Origin of the sequence: Kitasatospora acidiphila (assembly GCF_006636205.1) — a bacterium.
GTDB lineage: Bacteria > Actinomycetota > Actinomycetes > Streptomycetales > Streptomycetaceae > Kitasatospora > Kitasatospora acidiphila.
Map to the genome: position 1 here is coordinate 7958605 of NZ_VIGB01000003.1, position 19326 is coordinate 7977930.

20 protein-coding genes and 2 pseudogenes are annotated in these 19326 nt (G+C 71.2%); 2 read left to right on the forward strand and 20 right to left on the reverse strand.

Annotation, left to right across the window (positions count from 1 at the left end):
* From E6W39_RS37510 to E6W39_RS37590, 18 genes are all read right to left on the reverse strand, one after another.
* Positions 1–1968 (reverse strand): putative baseplate assembly protein, encoded by a 1968-nt coding sequence (locus tag E6W39_RS37510; protein ID WP_141637260.1) that lies wholly within the window; start codon positions 1966–1968, stop codon positions 1–3.
* 1 nt (position 1969) lies between these two features.
* A complete protein-coding gene (locus E6W39_RS37515; protein ID WP_407658649.1) occupies positions 1970–2308 on the reverse strand; it encodes a GPW/gp25 family protein in 339 nt (112 codons plus the stop codon).
* 68 nt (positions 2309–2376) lie between these two features.
* The gene (locus E6W39_RS37520; protein ID WP_141637262.1) at positions 2377–2778 is read right to left on the reverse strand and encodes a PAAR domain-containing protein; all 402 of its coding nucleotides are present in this window, start codon (positions 2776–2778) and stop codon (positions 2377–2379) included.
* Positions 2779–2786: 8 nt separating this feature from the next.
* Positions 2787–3371 carry a phage baseplate assembly protein V gene (locus E6W39_RS37525; RefSeq protein WP_141637263.1) on the reverse strand — a complete coding sequence of 195 codons (585 nt, stop codon included), beginning with the start codon at positions 3369–3371 and terminating at the stop codon, positions 2787–2789.
* A gap of 13 nt (positions 3372–3384) precedes the next feature.
* Positions 3385–4503, reverse strand: coding sequence for a phage late control D family protein (locus tag E6W39_RS37530; RefSeq protein WP_181799629.1), 1119 nt, complete (start codon positions 4501–4503; stop codon positions 3385–3387).
* Positions 4500–5183, reverse strand: coding sequence for a CIS tube protein (locus E6W39_RS37535; protein WP_181799630.1), 684 nt, complete (start codon positions 5181–5183; stop codon positions 4500–4502). Before E6W39_RS37535 ends, E6W39_RS37530 begins: the two co-directional genes overlap by 4 nt.
* 4 nt (positions 5184–5187) lie before the next feature.
* Positions 5188–5397 carry a hypothetical protein gene (locus E6W39_RS37540; protein ID WP_141637265.1) on the reverse strand — a complete coding sequence of 70 codons (210 nt, stop codon included), beginning with the start codon at positions 5395–5397 and terminating at the stop codon, positions 5188–5190.
* Positions 5394–5834, reverse strand: a complete 441-nt coding sequence (locus E6W39_RS37545; RefSeq protein WP_141637266.1) for a phage tail protein — start codon at positions 5832–5834, stop codon at positions 5394–5396. The genes E6W39_RS37540 and E6W39_RS37545 overlap by 4 nt, the downstream gene beginning before the upstream one ends.
* Positions 5827–7506 (reverse strand): phage tail sheath family protein, encoded by a 1680-nt coding sequence (locus tag E6W39_RS37550; RefSeq protein WP_181799631.1) that lies wholly within the window; start codon positions 7504–7506, stop codon positions 5827–5829. The genes E6W39_RS37545 and E6W39_RS37550 overlap by 8 nt, the downstream gene beginning before the upstream one ends.
* A complete protein-coding gene (locus E6W39_RS37555) occupies positions 7503–7955 on the reverse strand; it encodes a phage tail protein (protein WP_101378748.1) in 453 nt (150 codons plus the stop codon). The genes E6W39_RS37550 and E6W39_RS37555 overlap by 4 nt, the downstream gene beginning before the upstream one ends.
* Before the next feature lie 12 nt (positions 7956–7967).
* Positions 7968–9491, reverse strand: a complete 1524-nt coding sequence (locus tag E6W39_RS37560; protein WP_141637268.1) for a phage tail sheath subtilisin-like domain-containing protein — start codon at positions 9489–9491, stop codon at positions 7968–7970.
* Positions 9484–10533, reverse strand: coding sequence for a carboxypeptidase-like regulatory domain-containing protein (locus E6W39_RS37565; protein ID WP_141637269.1), 1050 nt, complete (start codon positions 10531–10533; stop codon positions 9484–9486). Before E6W39_RS37565 ends, E6W39_RS37560 begins: the two co-directional genes overlap by 8 nt.
* On the reverse strand, positions 10530–11141 hold the full coding sequence (locus tag E6W39_RS37570) for a DUF4255 domain-containing protein (protein ID WP_181799632.1): 612 nt from the start codon (positions 11139–11141) through the stop codon (positions 10530–10532). The genes E6W39_RS37565 and E6W39_RS37570 overlap by 4 nt, the downstream gene beginning before the upstream one ends.
* On the reverse strand, positions 11138–11479 hold the full coding sequence (locus E6W39_RS40075; protein WP_181799633.1) for a hypothetical protein: 342 nt from the start codon (positions 11477–11479) through the stop codon (positions 11138–11140). The genes E6W39_RS37570 and E6W39_RS40075 overlap by 4 nt, the downstream gene beginning before the upstream one ends.
* Positions 11480–11778: 299 nt before the next feature.
* Positions 11779–12447, reverse strand: coding sequence for a LuxR C-terminal-related transcriptional regulator (locus E6W39_RS37575; RefSeq protein WP_141637271.1), 669 nt, complete (start codon positions 12445–12447; stop codon positions 11779–11781).
* A gap of 449 nt (positions 12448–12896) precedes the next feature.
* Positions 12897–14489 carry a multicopper oxidase family protein gene (locus E6W39_RS37580; protein ID WP_228718576.1) on the reverse strand — a complete coding sequence of 531 codons (1593 nt, stop codon included), beginning with the start codon at positions 14487–14489 and terminating at the stop codon, positions 12897–12899.
* 201 nt (positions 14490–14690) lie between these two features.
* Positions 14691–15767, reverse strand: a complete 1077-nt coding sequence (locus E6W39_RS37585) for an iron ABC transporter substrate-binding protein (protein WP_141637272.1) — start codon at positions 15765–15767, stop codon at positions 14691–14693.
* A 170-nt stretch (positions 15768–15937) separates the two neighbouring features.
* Entirely contained in the window at positions 15938–16903 is a 966-nt protein-coding gene (locus E6W39_RS37590; RefSeq protein ID WP_141637273.1) for a GlxA family transcriptional regulator, read from the reverse strand.
* A gap of 126 nt (positions 16904–17029) precedes the next feature.
* Here E6W39_RS37590 and E6W39_RS37595 point away from each other — a divergent pair, with 126 nt between their 5' ends.
* Both E6W39_RS37595 and E6W39_RS37600 read left to right on the forward strand, forming a co-directional pair.
* A complete protein-coding gene (locus E6W39_RS37595; protein ID WP_141637274.1) occupies positions 17030–17323 on the forward strand; it encodes a putative quinol monooxygenase in 294 nt (97 codons plus the stop codon).
* Positions 17324–17398: 75 nt separating this feature from the next.
* Positions 17399–17896, forward strand: a pseudogene (locus E6W39_RS37600) (MSMEG_1061 family FMN-dependent PPOX-type flavoprotein); the annotation flags it as partial.
* 150 nt (positions 17897–18046) lie between these two features.
* Here the strand turns inward: E6W39_RS37600 and E6W39_RS37605 are convergent.
* Positions 18047–18457 (reverse strand): RidA family protein, encoded by a 411-nt coding sequence (locus tag E6W39_RS37605; protein ID WP_141637275.1) that lies wholly within the window; start codon positions 18455–18457, stop codon positions 18047–18049.
* A 111-nt stretch (positions 18458–18568) separates the two neighbouring features.
* Positions 18569–19308 (reverse strand): annotated as a pseudogene (locus tag E6W39_RS37610) (ArsR/SmtB family transcription factor).
* Positions 19309–19326 lie beyond the last annotated feature (18 nt).

Genomic DNA, 19326 nt, shown 5'->3' on the forward strand with positions numbered 1-19326 from the left:
CTACACCTCCTCGCGGGCGGTGCTGCCGGAGTCCGGCGTCACGTCCAACTGGTGGGTGCCGGAGCGGGTCAGACCGCCCGGCGGCAGGTCGATCGCCACCCGTGGGTCGTCGTGGACCCGGCCGTCGACGGTGATCTCCAGCGCGGTGACCGCGAGCACCCCGGGCACCGCCAGCAGCACCGCGTAGAGGCTGGTCGGCTGGAACTGGTCGGCGAAGTGCGCGGACCGGGTGCCGTCGGCGGCCCGGTGCAGCGGCGCGAGGAAGTCGCGCAGGGCCTGGTCGGCGAGCGCTGCGACCCCGTCGGCCGCCGCGTACGGGTCGATGGTCAGCGCCGCGTGCACCGAGACCGGCACGAACACCGGGCCGCTGACGTACAGTTCGGTGGCGATCAGCCGGTACTGGTCCAGGTAGCGGCAGACCGCGGCGATCAACTCGCCGCTGGGCGCCGGCGGGTCGTCGTCGGTGTCCGCGACGACCACCACGGTGACCGAGCCGGCGACGTCCACCCCGGGGTGGTCCGGGTGCGCCAGCGGCAGGGCGAGCGCGTCGGCCACCCCGCCGACCTGGCGGGCCAGCGACGCGTAGTCGGCCGCCGTGACCGCGCGGCCCTGGCGGCGCAGTAGCGCGGGCGCGTTCCGCTTGAGCTCGTCCAGCGACTCCAGGTCGGTACCGCCGGCGGCCGCCCGGGAGTTGGTCACCGAGTCGACGCCGGGCAGCGCCGACAGCAGGGTGTCGATCGCCCCCGCCGGCACGTTCCCGGCCGCGCCGCCGCCGGAGCGGTACGAGACGGCGACGATCTCGGCGTCGACCGCCGGGATCAGGCCCCGCACACCGTTGCCGAAGGTCACGATCCCGGTGGCCGGGTCCAGCGTGTAGTGGCGGTCGTTCGGGCCCGACGCCAGGAAGTCCGAGACCTGCGTCCAGGTGGTGCGCGTCAGGTTCGCCGGGTCGCCGGTGTCCTCGCGCACCTCCAGGGTGACGCTGCGGTCCTGGACCGGCGGCTGGGCCAGCGGGAAGGTCTGGTCCGGGTGCGCCTCGCTGACCCCGAGCAGCTCGTCGCGCACCGTCGCCAGGTTGCGGGCGGTCGTGGTGTTCGCCGTGACGGCCTCGATGACGGGCTCCTGGCCCGCCGGGTACCGGCCCGCCACGACCCGGACCCGCAGCCAGTACCTGGGGTCGTCCACATCGGCGGCGCGCGCCGGCAGGATCGAGGCCGGCCCGGCGAGGGTGACGTAGCCCTGCGCGGTGAATGCGGCGCTGCCGTCGGCGAGCACGTTGAGCCGGCTCCACTGGGTGGCGTCCGGCCGCGGCAGGTACTCCCAGACCAGGGTGACCGGCGCCAGCGGGGGCCGCACCGCCTGCCCGGCCCGCTGCGGCGCCCCGGCCGCCGCGGCCGCCGACAGCGTCACCAACAGCCGCAGCTCCTGCGGGAACTGGCCCGGCTCGGTGGCCGTGGTCGGGGCGAACCCCAGGTACAGCGCGTTGTTCGGCTGCGGGATCCAGCCCAGCGGCCGGAACGGCGCACCCGGCGTCACCGTGGTGAAGACCTGGCCGTCGTCGACCACCAGGTCGGTCAGCTGGTAGGGGACCAGCGCCAGCGCCTGGTCGGTCTCGAACACCAGCGGCAGCCCGGTCGGCCCGGTCGCCGACAGCTGCGACCGCGCCGGCACTACCACGCCCGCGGTCCGCGCCGTCGGGGTGAAGGTCACCTCGGCCACGGCCGGCGCCGCCGGGTTCTGCTGCAGACCGATCAGGTCCAGGAACTTGACGTAGGTCAGATCCGGCACCTGGTTCAGCTGGTACAGCGTGATCTCGGTGAGCCAGGCGAACAGTTCGACCAGCGTCACGCCCGGATCGCTGGGGTTGAAGTCGGTCCAGTCCGGCGTGAAGCGCAGGATCCGGCGCTGCGCCTCGGCCACCAGCTGGTCGTAGGTGCGGCTGTCCAGGTTGGGAACGTTCAGCGCCATCTCAGACCCCTGTGCCCTCGGAGAGGAAGAACGGGTAGACCAGGTTGTGCGCGGTGTTGGTCGCGCGGATGCGGTAGGCGATCCGGATCAGCAGCACGTTGGCGGCGTCCGGAGGGGCCTCGACCGTCACGTCCAGCACGTCGATCCGCGGCTCCCAGGTGACCAGCGCGTCGCGCACCCGCTGCGCGACCACGCCGTGCAGGGCGGTGGTGTTCGCCTGGAACACCAGGTCGTGGATGCCGCAGCCGAAGTCCGGCCGCATCCGGCGCTCGCCGGGCGCGGTGGCCAGGATCAGCCAGATGCTCTGCCGCACCTTCTCCGCGCCGGAGGTCGTGGGCAGCGCCTTGGTGAGGTCCGGCCGGACCGGGAACGCCAACCCGGTGCCGAGGAACGCGGGTTCGGCCATCGTCAGCCCCCGATCCGCACGACGCGGGACGGGCCCGCCGGCGCCACCACGACCGTGCCCACCGGCGCCGGCGCCGGGTCGTTGCAGGTGATCGCGGTGTCGCCGGCCCGGGCCGCCGGCCTCTTGTTGATCCGGACCGTTGAACTCCCGGTGCTGACCGAGCCCTTGTTGGTCGGCGGGTTGACGAACGTGCCGCCCTGCGGGACGTGCGGCGGGGTGTTCGTCGCCGTGCTGCCGACCGTCGCGGCCGGCCGGCCGTTGATCCGCACGTTCGGCGACAGCCCGCCGTCGATGACGCCGCTGAACGGATTCGGCAGCGCGACCGGCGGCCCGGACGGCGGCTGGATCAGGTGCGAGTCGACCGCCGTCACCCGGTCGCCCTGCTTCGCTGCGGGCTGGCCCATCACATCCCCTAGTTGATGTCCACGGTGTCGCCGGTGATGGTCACTTGGGCGCCCGCGAGCGTCAGGGCCCCGGTGGCGCGCACCTCCACCGTCTGGCCGGTCAGCTGGATGTTCCCGGTCGGCGCGTGGACCTCGACATCGCCCTGGGCGGCGGTGACGGTGACCTTCTTGCCGGCGCTGTCCAGCACCACCGAGCGCTGGCCGTCCTTGTCGATCACCTCGACCTTCTCGGCACCCGGGGTGTCGTCGAAGCGGATCACGTGGCCGCTGCGCGAGGTGAGGGAGCGCCAGTTGTTCTGCGTCGGGTTCCCGTCGTCGGGCGGCGGCGGGCTCTGCTTGCTCCACGAGCCGCCGAGCACGTACGGCGCGCGCATGTCGCCCTGCAGGAACCCGACCACGACCTCGTCGCCGACCTCGGGCCTGAACATTGAGCCGCGGTTGGAGCCGGCCATCAGAGTGGCCTGCCCGGCCCAGTCGCTGACGACGCCGCCCAGCTCCGGGAACGCCACCTGGACCCGGCCCAGCCGGTCCGGGTCGTCCAGGGAGTGCACGACCCCGACCAGCAGGCCGTTGCGGGTCGATGTGCTGCTCATCGGATCGCCTTCCTCAGTCGTCCCGCCGGCAGGTGAACTGCGTGACGTAGCCGGAGTCGTCCAGGGTGTGGGTGGTGCCGGTCACGAAATAGCGCCCGTTGAAGCGGGTGCCCAGGCCGTCGATGCTCATCCGGCGGCCGGCCCGCAGGTCCGGCAGGCCGACCGTCGAACCGGTGCCCGTCACCATCTCGTGCGCGATGTCCCGCAGCCGGTCGGCCGCGACCCGCTTGGCCTCGGCCTCGTCCGCGACCACCACGCTGGTGATGTCCTCGCGCTGGTTGAACGACGACTCGACGTCGGCGTCCTGCTGGCTCGGCGGCCGCTGCGCCGTCACCGTGATCATCTTTCCGGCGCTGCGGTTCCAGGCCCGCACGGTCACCTGGCCGACCTGGTTGGCGGTGGTCAGCGTGGGCTGGAACTGGACCAGCGACTTGCCCCAGGTCAGCTGGTAGGTGACCGGCTTCAGGTTCTCCGAGGGCTCGAAGTGCAGGGTGCTCTTGCCGGTGCGCTGGTCCTCCTCGACCCAGAGGTCGTAGCCGATCCGCCGGGCCCGCTCTATCAGGAAGACCACGTCGTACTGGTTGTCCTGGACGATGTACGGATACGGGCGCTCGTTGTCGGGCCGGGTATGGACCGGCACCCCGAGCCGGGCGGCCACCTGGCGGGCGATCTGGCTGTCCGTCTTGTTCAGGTAGGGATGCGTCTCCTGCTTCTTGCGGAACCGGTGCAGCACGTTCAGCGCGCTCACGGTGAGCGTCGGCGCGCCGTCCGAGGGGAAGTTCGGCTGGAGCGAGGTGATCTCCCCGGTGATCAGGCGCCGCAGCGGGTCCTTGCCCCGGTAGCCCATCCACAGCTCCAGCTGCTTGCCGGGCAGGAACGTGGACCCGTCGCTGTACTTGAAGGTCCTGGTCCTGGCGTCCCAGTTGTTGACGGTCAGTTGGAAGCTGTCGATCGTCGTGATGTCGTCGGTGTAGCTGACGCTGATCACGTCGTGCAGCACCTCGTCCGGCAGCCGGCTGCCCTGGCCCGGCGGGGTGACCTCGAACGCCGGCACGTAGAAGTCCTGGCCGGGGTAGATCGGCTGCGCCGCCGGGTCGTTGCCCGGGTCGGTGGTCGGCAGGGGGGTACTCACCGCGCACCTCCGCCCGGGGCCAGCGGCGGGATCTCCAGCGCGGTGCCGGGGCGCGGCCGGCGTGGATCGGCGATCCGGTTCCGGTCGGCCAGCACCCGCCAGGCGCCCGGGTCGCCGTACTCGGCGGCCGCGATGTCGGACAGCGTGTCGCCGCGCCGCACCACGTACACCTTGGTGCGGTCCGGGGACTCCAGCTTCAGCTCCCGGAGCTGCTCCTCCAAGGTCTTGTACTCGCGCAGCGTCAGCGACACCGTGGCGCGCAGCGGCACCCCGGTCGGGCTGAACAGGGTGAACTTCTGCTGCACCTGCTCGGCGATCGCCTTGAAGGACAGCGAGGTGCCCCAGGTGACCAGGAACCGCGGCGGCGCGTGCGTCGCCGGCTGGATCTTCACCAGCTGGTACACCTGCCGGGTCAGGGTGGTGACGTCGACGGCGGCCTCGTCCATCCCGCTGTCGGTGGTGTCGAACAGCAGGTCCAGGGTGAGGCGTTCGTCCTGGCCCCGGACGAACTGGAGCACCGGCGAGTCGACGCCCGGGATCCCGATCTCGGCGATCTGCGCCGCCTTGGTCAGGGTGTACTCGGTCGGGTTGAACTCGACGTCGAAGTGGTCCAGCAGGCCTTTGCCGCTGTCCACCGCGTCCTTGTCGAGGATCTCGATCCGCAGCTTCGTCAGCGCCATCGGGTCACCCCTCGATCGGGCTCGGCGGGACCACTGACCGGCGCAGGCGGGTGGCCTCGGCGTGCGCCTCGGCCTGCTGCTCGGCGCGCGCCAGCCGGGCCGCGACCAGTTCCACCAGCCGGGTCAACTGCTCATCGGTGAACGGCAGTTCGCCGGAGGTCACATGCACCTTGCTGGTGAGGTCGTCGATGTGGATCGGCACGGTGCGGCTCACCCCATCCTCTTCAGGCCCTCGTGGACCAGTTCGAGCGTCTCGATGGCGACCTGGTTCTGGGTCGCGTTCAGCGACGGGCCGACCCACTTGACCGGGTAGACCCGGTGCAGGCCCCACTGCGCCACCGGGGTGTCGCCCGCCTGGTCGTAGAGCAGCACCACCACGTCCCAGCGGGTCACCCGGCCGCTCACCACGTCGTCGTGCCAGTCCCACAGGATCCGGTCGGCGAGGCCGCGCTTGAGCGAGAGGTTGGTCTGCTTGGTGCGCACCGGGAGCTTGTGCACCACGTCGTTCACCCCGCCCTCGGGGTAGTCGAAGACCTCGGTCTCCAACTGCAGGCCGCCGACCTCGCTGAAGCCGCCGATCGGCTGCCCGTTGCGCAGCACCGTGAAGCGGAACCCGGGGAACGGGTCGGTCCGCCGGGCCAGTTCAGGCATGGCCGCCTCCTGACTCGTCGTGCGTGTCGACCACCGACACCCCGGTCGGGGTGCGGACCACCCGGATCACCACGAACTCGGCCGGCGGCGGCGGATTCAGGGTGATCAGGCAGGTGAGCTTGCCGACCGCCACATCGGACGGCGGGTTCACCGAGGCGTCGCAGACCACGGTGTAGGCGTCGTCCGCGGTGGCGCCGTTGAGCATGCCGCGCCGCCAGACCTGGTCCAGGAGACCCCGCACCAGGCTGGTGATCTGCGCCCACAGCACCGGGCCATTGGGCTCGAACACCGTCCACGCCGTATCGGCGGCGATCTGCGCCTCCAGCGCGCACACCAGCCGCCGCACGTTCAGGAAGCGCCACTCGGGCAGACTGACCGTCAAGGTCCGGTCGCCGAGCACGCGGACCCCGCGCTGCACCCGGATCGCGTTGACGTTGCCGTCGTTGAGGTCGCCGTGCGCCAGGTCGTCGACCGCGAACACGGTGTCCACCGGGAGCTCGATCACCTCGCCGGCCGGCGGCTTGTGCACGCCCACGGTGGTGTCGACGCGGGCGCAGACCCCGGCGAGGTGACCGCTCGGCGGGACGGCCGTGACGTCGGCATCGAGTGACAGCGGGTCGGTGACCAGCAGCCAGGGGTAGTAGAGCGCGCCGAAGTCCGAGTCGAAGCGGGCCCGCCAGGCCAGCGCGTCCGCCGGGCTGGTCAGCGGGTCCTGCGGCGAGTCGAGCAGCGCCACCCGGTTGTGGTGGCGCTCGCAGTGCGCGACGATCGCTTGCTGGAGATCGGCGATCTGCTGCGCCGTGAACTGCGGCCGAGCGGCCGGTACCGGTTGGGGCGGAGGCGGAGGCGGAGGCGGTGGCGGCGGGGCCGGGATGTCCGCCCCGGCGCACAGGTCGCCGCACTGCGGCGGGGGCGGCGGTGCCTGACGGAGCACCGGGACCGGCCGCGCCCACAGGTCCGGCGCGACCACCATGGCGACCTCGTCGATCACGTCCAGCACGGCCAGGCCCCAGTCGTGGTCATGGCCCTCGAAGTGCTCGGGGAGCAGGCTGTCCACGCCGTCGGCACCACCGGACGGCGTCAGCCACCCGGCCGCGGCCGGCGTGCCCGACCAGTCGGAGACCGTCACCAGCCGGGACCCGGTGGCGGGGTCGTTGAGCAGCGTCAGCGGGTCCCGGCCCGGCGTACCGAGGTTGCGCCAGACCTCGGTGGCGGGTCCGTAGGACAGGAACAGCGTGAACGCCCCGGCACCCGCCTCCTGCACCCGGTACCGCACCTGCTCGCCCCAGCTGCCGGGGCTGCCGGTGGCCAGGGTGAGCGCCGGCTTCCCCGAGGCGTCGAGCAGCTGCGCCGTCGCGGCCCTGGCCCGGTCCGGATCGGCGACCCGGACCACCCAGCACGTCGTCCCGCCGTTGGCGTAGAAACCCTCGACCGCGTACGCGAGGTACGCGGTGGGCAGGTGGTCGCCGAACACGCCCCGGAACTGGTCCCAGCCGTCCACCCGCACCGGGCGGTGCAGCGGGCCGCGTTGGGCGACACCGATGAAGCCGGCGATGTCGGTCCGCAGCGGTGTGCGCGCCTGCGAGGCGGCGTCCAGCCACTCCAGCCGCACCCCGGGGGTGCGGTAGGAGCTCAGCGAGGATGTGCGCGGCAGCGCACCTGAACCGGTCACGAGGTCGGCTTCTCCAGTTCGAGGCCTTCGACGGCCAGCACCAGCTCCTCGACGGCGACCTCGTTGGTCTTCGCGTTGAAGGCCGGCGCCGAGTACTTCTTCGGCCAGGCGTTGGTGAACTTCCAGCGCAGCGCGTCCCGGCCGGCCTCGTCGCGGAGCACCAGGTGGCCGCCGCGGCGCACCACCGAGCCGTCCATCGCGGTCTTGCGCCACAGCCACAGGTCCTGGCTGGTGGTGAAGCCGCGCTTGAGGGTGATGTCGCCGAACTTCTTCAGCCCGGGGATCTTGATGACGGTGATGTCCATCGTGCCCTCGCGGTACTCGATGACGTCCTGTTCGGAGTTCGCCCCCGTGCACTCGGAGAAGCCGTGCACCCCGGTCAGCCCGTCGATGTCCAGGGTGAAGTTGAAGGCGGCGTACGGGTCCAGCCGCGCACCGGTGTTGGCCATTCGTCAATCCCCTTACTGGGTCGCTTCGGAGGTGAACTGCGAGAACCGCAGGATCACGAACTCGGCGGGCCGCACCGCCGCCAGGCCGATCAGGCAGACCAGCCGGCCGTTGAGGATGTCGTCGGTGGACATCGTGGTGCGGTCGCAGCGCACGAAGTACGCCTCCTCCTTCGTGGTGCCCATCAGCGCGCCGCTGCGCCAGACGTTCTCCAGGAACGTGTCGAGGGTGCGCCGCACCTTGGCCCAGGTCGGCTCGGCGTTCGGCTCGAACACCAGCCACTGCAGGCCGCGGTCCACGGACTTCTCGACGAAGATGAACAGCCGGCGGACGTTCACGTACGTCCACTCCGGGTCGCTGGACGTGGTCCGCGCGCCCCACAGCCGGATCCCGTTGCCCGCGGGCCGGAAGTCGCGGAAGCAGTTGACGCCGGCCGGGTTCAGCTCGTCCTGCATGCCCTTGGTGACCGGGAACTCCAGCGGGCCCTCGGTCGGGCTGATGTCCGCGTTGAGGATGCCGGCCACCTGGTAGTTGGCGGGTGCCTTGTGCACGCCGCGGGTGATGTCGTTGTTGGCGTAGATGCCGGCGACGAAGCCGCTCGGCGGTACCAGTGCGGTGGTCCGGCTCACCGGGTCGATGACCCGCAGGTGCGGGAAGTAGATCGCCGAGTAGTCGGAGCGGCGGGTCACGTAGGTGTTGGGGTTGTTGGCGATGTTCCCCGCGCCCGGCGGGATGTCCAGCACCGCGACCCGGTCGCGCAGCTGCTCGCACTGGTCGACGACCGCGTTCACCAGGTCGTTCTGGTCGGCCGCCGCCAGCGACGGGTTCACCGCGTCCGGCACGGCCAGGATGGCGATGTCGTCGATGACGGCCAGCGCGGCCAGGCCGGTGAGCTGGTTCGGCGGCTGGCTCGGGTCGCCCTTGAAGGCGGCCGAGGTCAGCGCCGCGCTGCCGTCGTCGCCGCCGGCCAGCGGAGTGGTGGCCACCGCCGCCGGGGCGGCCGCCGCGGTGCCGGCCGGGAAGGCCAAACTCACCAGGTGCGAGCCGGCGTTCACCACGGAGGGCGCGTAGCGGGAGTCCTTCGGGTCGGTGCTCAGCTGGTCGAAGTCCTCGGTCAGCGTCTGGTAGCTGACGGTCAGTCGGAACCGGTTGGCGTCCCGGACCGACACCGCCACCTGGACGTGCACGTCGTTGCCCCAGGCCCCGGGGCCCAGCGCCGTGATGGTCGGCGCGCCGTCGGCGGTCAGCGTCAGGCTCGCGGTCTTCGCGTCCGACCGGACCACCCGGGCCACGAACACCCGCTGGCCGCCGTTGGCGAAGAAGCCCTGGACCGACCAGGGCAGCGCGGACACCGACGGCTCGATCAGGCCGCCGTACCAGCGCGTGTACTCGGGCCACGAGGTGATCAGCATCGGCTGGGTCGGACCCCGCTGGGTGAGCCCGACGAACCCCGCTGTGCTCGTGCTCACCCCCTGGATGGGCACGACGTCGCCGCGGACCTCCTCGACATAGGTGCCGGGGCTGAGGTACTCAGGCATCGGTACTCCTCTGGGCTGTGATCGCGGGTTCTACTCGTGTCGGTGTCGTATGCGGTGTCGTATTCGGTGTCGGTGTCGTATCCGGCGTCGGACCGGGGCGGGGGAGCCGCAGGTCGGGGACGGCCGTGGTGGTCCTCGGGACCACCTGCACGCCCGGGACGGACAGCGAACGCCCGTCCGGCATGGTCGCGTTGACGGTCACGGTCGTCGCGGCCTGCGTCGGCGCGAAGTAGTAGGCCCACACGCCGTCGCTCCGCACGCCGGCCCGTCCGGGCTGCCCCGCGATCTCGACCGTCGCCGCCGTGGGATCGACGCCGGGGGCGACGATCCGGCCGCGCAGCGCGGTCTGCGGCAGCGCCGCCTCGCCGCCGGGTGTGACGGCGACGCCGGTCACCACCGCCGGCCCGGCCCCGGGCGCGGTGATGGTGACGTCGACGGCACCGGCGGCCGGCACCCCGCCGGCGAACACCAGCACCCACTGGCCGTCGGCGTCGGTGCGGTACGGCGTCGCGCCGGGCGCGGACACGTTCGCGTCGGCGACGCCCGAGCCGTCCGGGGCCAGCACCGTGCCGCGCAGCAGCGCCAGCGCCGCCGACGTCGGGCCGCCGACCTCGACCGACGGTGCGGTGGCCGCGACCGGGAACGGATAGCTGTAGCCGGCCGCCAGCACCATCTCGTACGGCTCCGGCTGGCCGACCGTCGCCGGCAGGGACACGCCGTCGAAGTCGGCGACCTGATAGCGGTCGGAGCGAACCCGCAACAGGTACGGTCCGGCCCCGAACGGCTCGACGTGCCGGCTGCCGTTCGGCTGCTGCACCACTCCGAAGCTGATCGCGTAGCCGCTGTCGCTCGTGGCCAGCACCAGCTCCGGCGGGTCCGTGAACGTCCGCTCAGCACCGGGGGTGCGGTCGGCGACCAGGAACAGCCGCACTCGCCCGAGCGGCCGGGGGCGCTCGCCGTCCAGCCCACGCTGCGCCGCGAAGCCGTCGACGATGTCGAAGACCCGGGTCGCGGCCAGGCTGCGGTGATCGTACGTGGTCATGACGCTGACGCCGACTCAGTCGTTGGCGCAGCCACCAGCGGCCCGAGGCCGGTGGTGATGTCCAGGATCGGGGCGCTCTCGTCCAGCTGGGTGCTGTCGATCCGGATCGAGCGCACGAGGTAGCACACCGACAGCCGGTACGGCTCTTGCAACGCCTCCCAGATCCGGGTGACCTCCTCCAGCGGCAGGCGGCACAGGATGAGCCGGATCTCGTCCACCACGTCGTTCAGCGGGTCGCGGACGTAGATGCTGGCATTGTCGTGCAGGACCTGCATCGTCTTGCCGAGCAGCAGCTGGTCGTTCTCGCCGGAGCTGGTGAACGGCGTGATCAGGTAGAGCAGGTCCAGGGCCAGCGGCGAGCCGCGCCGGATCCGGCGGTCCGGCTCGATCTGCGGCGGCAGGTTCTTCAGGAACTCGTTCTCCGTGATCCGGTACAGCCACAGGGACAACCGGTGCGACGGGTCCTGCGCCGTCTCGGTCGGGTTGCTGAAGACGATGCCCGCTTCGCCGCCGACCAACGGCCCCACGGTGAGGTCCGCGTCGTAGGCGACGGCGAGGATGCGCCGGACCGTGCGGCTCACCGTGTTGATCGCGAGGTAGCCGCTCACCGGTCGGCCTCCGACTCGATGGCCCCGCACGGTGTCGCCGCCGACCGGATCGCCGCCGCCAGCGTGCTCGGCCCGAGCGCGCCCAGCTCGGCGCGGTGCGGGCGCAGCCGCCACAGCGTCCCGCAGTCGCCGTCCCCGTGGATGGTGATCACCAGGTTGGGGTGCTCCGCGCCGAAGAACTCCGGATGCTCGGCCAGCAGCGAGTCGTCGTCCAGGCGCCAGACCACGACGTCGGGGCGCAGCAGGCGCAGCTGGCGTTGGAACTCGCCCGTCGGCGCGATCGGCAGGTCGTCGATGAGTTCCACGTCGGGCAGCGCGGACAACAGCTCACAGAGCACTCCGCTCAACACCCCCGTGCCGGCTGACAACGCGACACGCAACCGCTGTGGCATCCGCCCTCCCCAGGTCGACTGAAGACAGGTCGTCCTGCCTTCAAGTCAGCCAGGGCGGGCCGGGGTGGAACAATGAACAATTGGATCTGATCGCGACTCAGGAGATCCGGTCCCCGATCTGGGCCCGGTCATCCGTCACGGGCCGGGGATCCGGATCCTCTGAACCTCTGGATCCCCTCGACTCCGTCGTTCGGGGAACCTCACTGGTGCGGGGATCCGGTCCGGTGGCCGGTTGGCCCTCGCCGTCACGCCCAGGAGTGGGTGAACGCCGCCACCTCGCTGCGCCGCCGCACGTTCAGCTTCTCCAGGATGTTGTGCACGTGGTTCTTCACCGTGCACAGTTCGATGCCCAGCCGCCGCGCGATCTCCTGGTTCGCCAGCCCGAGTGCGATCAGGTCGACGATCTGCCGCTCACGCTCCGTCAGCCGGGCCGGCGGCCGCTCCGGCGCGGCCCGGTCCGACAGCAAGGCGACCTGCCGGAACAGGCTGGCCGCGATGTGCGGCGCACACACCGCCTCGCCCTTGGCGACGTGCCGAAGCGTCGTCACGAGATCGTGTACCGACCCCTCACGCGGCACGTACCCCACGACCCCGGCCTTCGCGCAGGCCAGCACGTGCCCCTCGGTCTCCGGCACCGCCAGCGCCACCACTCTCGTCGGCGGCGTGCCGTGCGCCAACACCCGTACCGTCTCCAGACTGTCCGCGAGCGACATGTCGAGCAGTACGATGTGGGGCCGGAACACCCTGACCCGGGCCACCCCCTCGCGCCCGTCCTCCGCGGTGTCGACCTCCGCCACGTCCGGCAGCCGGCCCAGGATTTCGGCCAGCCCCTCCCGGTACAGCCGGATCCCCGCGATCACGAAGATGCGCAGCGGCGAGGCTGCCGCGGGCATATTCATGGCCTGTGCAAGCATGTGCGCCCCCTTATGCGTTCCCCCTGCGCATCCCCCAGGATTGCGCAATCCTGAACCACTGTCGGATATTACTGCAGATCATGATGATTGACAGGGAATTTGCATAGAAAGGGTTCAGTAAAGACTTCTGTGGCGGATGGGGTGATCTTCTGGTCCTATTTTTCTGGCCGCCGGAAATATTCTCCGATGGTCAGGTGGGGACGCGCAGGGTAGCGGCGGTCGTCGGGGAAGAGCCCGTCGTCCGGGGGTGCGTGCCTCGGAAGCGATCCGCAGGGATTCGTGAAGATCGCACCCTCGCTGCATGGAAGATCTGCACACAAAGCACAAGTGGAACTTCAGTGCGACCTATTCGCGTTCGAGATCCACGGCAAGGACGTCGAAGCGGATCTCCTGCCTTGCGGGGTATGTCCCACCTGCGTCTCCACAGGTGGGACACCATGCAACCCGGACTACCGCACGACGTTGATGAAGCTCATCATGCCGTTGTCCTCATGGGCGGCGATGTGGCAGTGGAACATCCACGCGCCCGTGTAGTCCGAGAACGGGATCCGGATCACCACGCGGCCGGGTACCCCGTTCACCGCGTGCGGGACCACGACGATGTCCTGGTCGTGGATGTACCGCTTGGGGTCGCCGTTGATCGACATCACCTGGAAGGCGGTGGTGTGCAGGTGGAACGGGTGGTCCTCACCGGCGGTGTTGGTGATGGTCCACTCCTCGACGGTGCCGAGCTTGGCCGGGGTGGCGAAGACCGAGGCGTCCGACGAGAACTGCTTGCCGTTGATGTAGAACTGGGTGCCGTCGGAGTTCTCGGAGAGCTGCAGATCGCGGTTCTGGGCGATCGGCGCTGACCTCAGGTCGGCGGGTGCGGTCGGCATCGAGCCCGCGAACGCGGGGAGCCGCTTGACCGGGGTGCCGGCGACCTTGAGGGTGGCCAGCGTCGTGTCCGGATACTGGTCGCCCTGCGGGCCGTTGCTGTAGGCGGTGGTGCGCAGGGTCGCGGTGCCCGGGGTGCCGTTCGCGGTGACCAGCACGTCGTACCGCTTGCCCGGCGGCAGCAGCAGGGTGTTCGGCGTGGTGGTCAGGGCGACCGGGGTGCCGTCCTCGCCGATCACGGTGAAGCTGTAGCCGTCGAGTTGGAGCTGGTAGAAGATGTCGGCGCCGGCGTTGACCAGCCGCCAGAGCTGGGTCTCGTTCGGCTTCATGCTCAGCACCGGTCGCAGCTGGCCGTTGACCAGGCGCACGGTGGGGTTGTTGGAGTTGATCGAGTTGCCGCCGGTGTTCTGCGGGATGTGCCCGGTCGCGTCGATCTGAGCGTCCTTCAGCACCAGGGTGCGCGTGGTGATGTTGCGCAGGTCCTTGGGCAGCAGGGTGCGGTCGTCGCCGATGATCAGCGCACCGGACAGGCCGGCGAAGATCTGGTCCTCGACGTCACCCGTCATCGAGCCGGTCATGCCCGACATGTCGTAGGAGCCGGGCGAGCTGCAGCTGGTCCCCATGGCGTGGCTGTGGTACCAGAAGGTGCCCTGCGGGTGGTTGGCCGGAATGGCCAGCTGGTAGGTGGTGGTGGCGCCCGGAGCCACGCACAGGAACGGGTCGTCCGACTGGCCCGTGGGCGACACGTGCAGGCCGTGGAAGTGCAGGTTGGTGGCGACCGGCAGGTGGTTGACCAGCTTGATGGTGACGGTCGATCCGGGCCGCGCCCGGATGGTGGGGGCGGTGAACGTGCCCGAGTAGGTGTCGCCGTAGACCTTCTTGCCGCCCACCTGGAACGAGGCCTGGGACGCGCCCAGTGTGATCGTCACGTTCTGCTGGTTGCCCGTGTCGGCGTCGGCCGGGTCGTGGAAGGGCAGCCCCGGGTGCATGCCCTTTTCCTGCTGGGCCGTGGACGGCGGTTGGGTGTCTCTGGGCGAGTCGGCCATCGCCTCGGTGCCGACTGCCACCGAGAGCAGCAGCGCCACGGCGGTCATGGCGTGGATGGTGCGTCTGGTCCGCCGTATGTGCAGACGGTGGCCGTCACGCACCATGATGTCCCTGGACATCTGGTCTCCGAAAGAGTGAGGGTGCTTGGGGTTGAGTGGTGCGGCTCAACCCTTCCGGATCCCTCGGATATCGGACAAGCGTTTGCCTCAAATATGACCGCCCTTTTCCAGCTCGGCATCTTGACAAGCCGGGTGCGCGGGCACAGCGAAGCAGCCTTCGGTGACAGGTTGTCACCGAAGGCGTGTCGGCTCGCTGTCGGCTCAGAGCAGGCCGGCGTCCTGCAGGAGCTGCAGCGCCTCCTTTCCGTCACCGAGGTCGGCGACGTTGGCCATGGTGCCGATCGAGTCGAGCGGCGGCAGGTTCTCCTTGCTCTTGACGCCCGCCACCAACGGGTACTCGTAGCTCTGCGAGTTGGCGATCAGGGTCTGGGCGGGGGCGCTGGCCAGGTAGGCGAGGAACGCCTGGGCGGCCGGCTGGTGCTTGCTGCTGGAGAGGACGCCGGCACCGGAGACGTCGACCAGCGCGCCGGCGTCGCCCTTGGCGAAGTAGTGCAGCGCGCTCTTGGTGCCGGCGGGGGTCTTCTCGTCGCGCAGCCGGTACCAGTAGTAGTGGTCGACCACGCCACCCTGCACCTCGCCGCTGTTGATCGCGGCGGACAGGTCCTCGTTGCTGTCGTAGACCTTGGCGTTGGCCTTCAGGCCCTGCAGCCACTTCTTGGCGGCGTCCGCGCCCTGGGACTTCAGGACCCGGCTGACGATCGGGGCGAAGTCGGTCTCGCTCGGCGCGATGCCGAGACGGCCCTTCCACTCCGGCTTGGCCAGGTCGAGCACGGAGGTGGGCGGGGCGCTGTCCGCCGGGGTGCCGGTGGCGGCGTCGAACGCGGCGGTGCGGGCGGAGACGCCCACCCAGTCGCCCTTGGGCGAGCTGTCCGCGGCCGGCACGGCCTTGAGGGTGTCGTCGGCCACCTTGGTGAGCAGGCCCTTCTCCTCAAGGATCGTCAGGGCCGGCGGGTTCTCCGCGTAGAAGACGTCGGCAGGGGAGGCGGAGCCCTCCTGCAGGATCTGGTTGGCCAGCTCGGCTTCGTCACCCGAGCGCAGGTTCACCTTCACGCCGGTGCGCTTCTGGAAGTCGTCCGCCAGCGCCTTGGTGGTCTGCTCGTGCTGGCCGCTGTACACCGTGATCGACTGGCCCGCCAGCGCCTGACCGCTGGCCGGCGCCGCGGCCGCGGCCGGCGAGGCGTCCGAGGCGGCGCCGCCGCCCGATCCGCATGCCGTCAGGGCCAGGCAGGAGACGGACAGGATGGCGATCGCGGCGGTGGCACGCGCGGTTGTGGGCACGGTGAGCTCTCTCCAGTTCGGGACCTGACGGGAGGACTCTAGAGGAGGTAAGCCTTGCCTAACAAGCGGGTGGGTGAATTGCGTGGATCTGTTGACGCTCGCGGGTCACCTCGCCGGTCACCCCAGTGCTCACCCCGCCCGCGCGTGTCGCGACCGCCTCAGTGGCCGCCTCAGTGGCCGCCCCGGCGGTGCGCGCCGGCCGTGACCCCGGTCCGCTCGCGCAGCAGCAACCGCAGCGACCCGGCGTTCTCGTAGCCGACCCGCCGGGCGATCACCTCGATCGGCTGGTCGGTGGTGCGCAGCAGGTGCACCGCCTGCTCGACCCGCAGCTCCTGGACGAACCGCACCGGCGAACTGCCCAGCACCGCACGGGTGGTGCGCTGCAGGGTGCGCTCGCTGACACCCAGCGCCCGGGCGGCGGCCTTGATGTCCAGCGGCTCGGCCAGCCGCTCGCGGGCCCAGCGCTCGAAGGCGGCCACCGTGGGGTCGCTCTGGGCCAGGGTGCTCGGCAGGGTGTGCGCGGTCTGCGAGGGGCGCTCGTCGATCACCAGGTGACGGGCCACCAGGTCGCTCAGCGCCGGGCTGGCCCGCCGCACCAGGGTGAGCGCCAGGTCGACGTGGCCGAAGGCGGCGCCCGCCGTGGTCACCCCGTCGGCGTGGGTCACCATGGCGTCCCGGTCGAGCCGGACCCGCGGATAGCGGCGGCCGAAGTACGGCGCCAGCCACCAGGTGGTGGTGGCTGACAGTCCGTCCAGCACCCCGGCCTCGGCGAGCAGGAAGCTGCCGGCGCAGGCGGTGGCGATCGGGGTGCGGCGCTCCCGGGCGCGGCGCAGCAACTCCCGGGCCGGGGCCAGGTCGGGGCCCGCCACCAGCTCGATCAGCTGGTCCGGGTCGAACCGCGGCACGGCGGGCACCAGCAGCAGGTCGCAGTCGACGATGCGCTCGACCGGCGCGACGCCGACGGTGAGTCCGGCGCCGGTGCGCACGGTCGGGGTGAAGCCGACCGTTTCGACCTCCCAGGCGGGCGGCGGCTGCGGCAGCCTGCCGCGCAGCCCGTTGGCGCAGCGCAGGATGTCCAGCACCGCCGTCAGGCCGGAGTCGAACACGCCGTCAAGGACCAGCACACCAACCCGCATGTCGGAAACGATATCGGATGTGTCGTTCCCGCCACTGAGGCGGGTGCCCGAGGGGCCGTAGCTTTCTGGTCAGCGGCCGGGCGATGCGCCCGGCGGATGATGCAGACGACGGAGATTGGAGCACCCATGTCGAAGCTCGGATTCCTGGTCCGGTTCGAGGCCAAGCCCGAAGGCGCCGAGGCGGTCGGCCAGTTGCTGCGGGACGCGGTGGAACTGGCCCGCGCCGAGGAAGGCACCGTCAGCTGGTACTCCTTCCAGGAGAGCCCCACCGTCTTCGGCGTCTTCGACACCTTCGACGACGAGGAGGGTCGCGACGCCCACCTCAACGGGCGGATCGCCGACGCCATTCGGGAGATCGCCCCCACGCTGCTGGCGGCGCCTCCCGAGATCAAGCGCACCACCATCCTCGCCATCAAGTAGCGGGCTGGATCGGATACGCTCGGCCTCTTGATCGGCTATCACACAGGATCAGCTATCCGGGGGCAGGGGGTCGTCATGGAGACGGATCTGGTCGAGGTGACATCGGCGGACGAACTGAGGGAGCTGCTGGGGGAGATCACGCCGGCGGCAGCCGACAAGGTGCGGCCCGGCCTGCACGAGTACGACAAGGCGTGGCTGGCCGCGTCGCCGTTCTGCCTGGTCTCCACCTCGGCGGCCGACGGCAGTTGCGACACCTCGCCGAAGGGCGATCCGGCCGGCTTCACCCTGGTGCTGGACGACACCAGGATCGCCATCCCCGAGCGGCCCGGCAACCGGCGCGCCGACGGGTTCCACAACATCCTCAGCAACCCGCGGGTCGGCCTGCTCTTCATGATCCCCGGTCGCCCCGACACCCTGCGGATCAACGGCCGGGCCCGGATCCTGCGGGACGCGCCGTTCTTCGACCGGATGGTGGTCAAGGGCCACCGTCCCAAGGTGGCGCTGCTGGTGGAGATCGAGGAGGTCTTCTACCACTGCCCCAAGGCCCTGCTGCGCGGCGGCCTGTGGAAGACGGAGGGCTGGCACCCGCAGGCCGCGCCGTCCCGCGCGCAGATCGCCAAAATCCTGGAGCAACGCCCGGAGGCGCTGGGGAGTTGGAGGAGTACTACGGCGCCCGGTACGGCGAGCAGCTGTACAGCGGTTCCTGACGGACCATCAAGACTGTCAGGCGTCCAGAACCGCCGCCACCGCTTCGATCTCCACCAACTGGTCGTAGTAGCCGAGCACCGTGACGCCCATCAGGGTGCTCGGCACATCGTGGTCGCCGAAGGCGTCCCGCACCACCGCCCAGGCGGTCACCAGGTCCTGCTGCCGGCTGGAGGCCACCAGCACCCGGGTGCTGATCACATCCTCCATCGTCGCCCCGGCATCGCCCAGCGCGGTCCGCAGGTTGGCCACGGCCTGCGCGGCCTGACCGGCGTAGTCGCCGACCGCCACGGTCGCCCCGGCCGCGTCCAGCGGGCAGGCACCGGCGAGGAAGATCAGCCGCGCCTCGGCCGGCGCGGTGGCCGCGTAGGCGTACTCGGCGACGTCGGACAGCGAGGCGGAACGGATCAGGGAGACGGCGCGCGGCACGGGCGGTCCTTCCGGGAGAGCGGAGCGGCTGGCCCCGAAGGGCGCAGCGGGTCGCCGTCATCCTGCCAACCGGCGTGGGTGCCGGCACCTGGTTTTCGCGTGGCCGGGCCCTCAGGGAACGACAATTCCCAGGTGTCGCCGAAGCGCTGAGGTGCCGTCATCGGTGAGCCGCACAGCCCGGGAGGTTCCGATGCGCTGCAGCCAGCCGGTGTCGAGTGCGTGGCGGCAGAGCGCGGCACCCACCGAGCCGGCCAGATGCGGGCGGCGCTCCGTCCAGTCGATGCACGGGCGTACGGCGGGCGGCGGGAGCGGGCGGGCCCGGCGGGGGAGGGGACGCCGAGCTCGGCCAGCCAGGCCTCGCCGGTCGGCGTCAGCGTCAGGCCGCGAGTCCAGTCGAGCAGGCCGCGTTCCGTCATCGCGTCCATGATCGCCACGCCCAGGGTGCCGGCCAGATGGTCGTAGCAGGTGCGGGCCCGGGCCAGCGCGCGCCGGCGGGAGTCGCCGGCCAGTGTGGCGGGCGCCGGTGACGCGGGAGCCGCCGGATCGGCCCGCTCGGCGAGCAGCTCGACCAGTTCCGCCGCCGCCGGATCGGCCAGTTGCAGATACCGGTGCCGGCCCTGCCGGGCCTCGGCCAGCAGGCCGCCGTCGACCAGCGCGTTCAGCTGCTCGGTCGCGGTGGAACGGGCGACGCCGGCCTGCCGGGCCAACTCACCGGCCGTCCACGCCCGGCCGTCCAGCAGTGCCAGGCAGAACGCCGCCCTGGTCGGCTCGGCCAGCAGCGCCGCGAGCGCGGCCAGCCGCCGGGCGTCGACGGGCTGCGCCGCGGATTGCGAGCGCTGGGTGTGCTCCATGCCGCCCATCATGGCCCA

Bases quoted from the DNA above. Each gene is read 5' to 3' on its own strand.
- E6W39_RS37510 (WP_141637260.1), bottom strand. From the start codon at position 1,968: ATGGCGCTGAACGTTCCCAACCTGGACAGCCGCACCTACGACCAGCTG.
- E6W39_RS37535 (WP_181799630.1), bottom strand. From the start codon at position 5,183: ATGGCGCTGACGAAGCTGCGGATCGAGATCCTCGACAAGGACGCGGTG.
- E6W39_RS37575 (WP_141637271.1), bottom strand. From the start codon at position 12,447: ATGCTTGCACAGGCCATGAATATGCCCGCGGCAGCCTCGCCGCTGCGC.
- E6W39_RS37565 (WP_141637269.1), bottom strand. From the start codon at position 10,533: ATGACCACGTACGATCACCGCAGCCTGGCCGCGACCCGGGTCTTCGAC.
- E6W39_RS37590 (WP_141637273.1), bottom strand. From the start codon at position 16,903: ATGCGGGTTGGTGTGCTGGTCCTTGACGGCGTGTTCGACTCCGGCCTG.
- E6W39_RS37555 (WP_101378748.1), bottom strand. From the start codon at position 7,955: ATGGCCAACACCGGTGCGCGGCTGGACCCGTACGCCGCCTTCAACTTC.
- E6W39_RS37595 (WP_141637274.1), top strand. From the start codon at position 17,030: ATGTCGAAGCTCGGATTCCTGGTCCGGTTCGAGGCCAAGCCCGAAGGC.
- E6W39_RS37560 (WP_141637268.1), bottom strand. From the start codon at position 9,491: ATGCCTGAGTACCTCAGCCCCGGCACCTATGTCGAGGAGGTCCGCGGC.
- E6W39_RS37520 (WP_141637262.1), bottom strand. From the start codon at position 2,778: ATGGGCCAGCCCGCAGCGAAGCAGGGCGACCGGGTGACGGCGGTCGAC.
- E6W39_RS37580 (WP_228718576.1), bottom strand. From the start codon at position 14,489: ATGTCCAGGGACATCATGGTGCGTGACGGCCACCGTCTGCACATACGG.
- E6W39_RS37525 (WP_141637263.1), bottom strand. From the start codon at position 3,371: ATGAGCAGCACATCGACCCGCAACGGCCTGCTGGTCGGGGTCGTGCAC.
- E6W39_RS37545 (WP_141637266.1), bottom strand. From the start codon at position 5,834: ATGCCTGAACTGGCCCGGCGGACCGACCCGTTCCCCGGGTTCCGCTTC.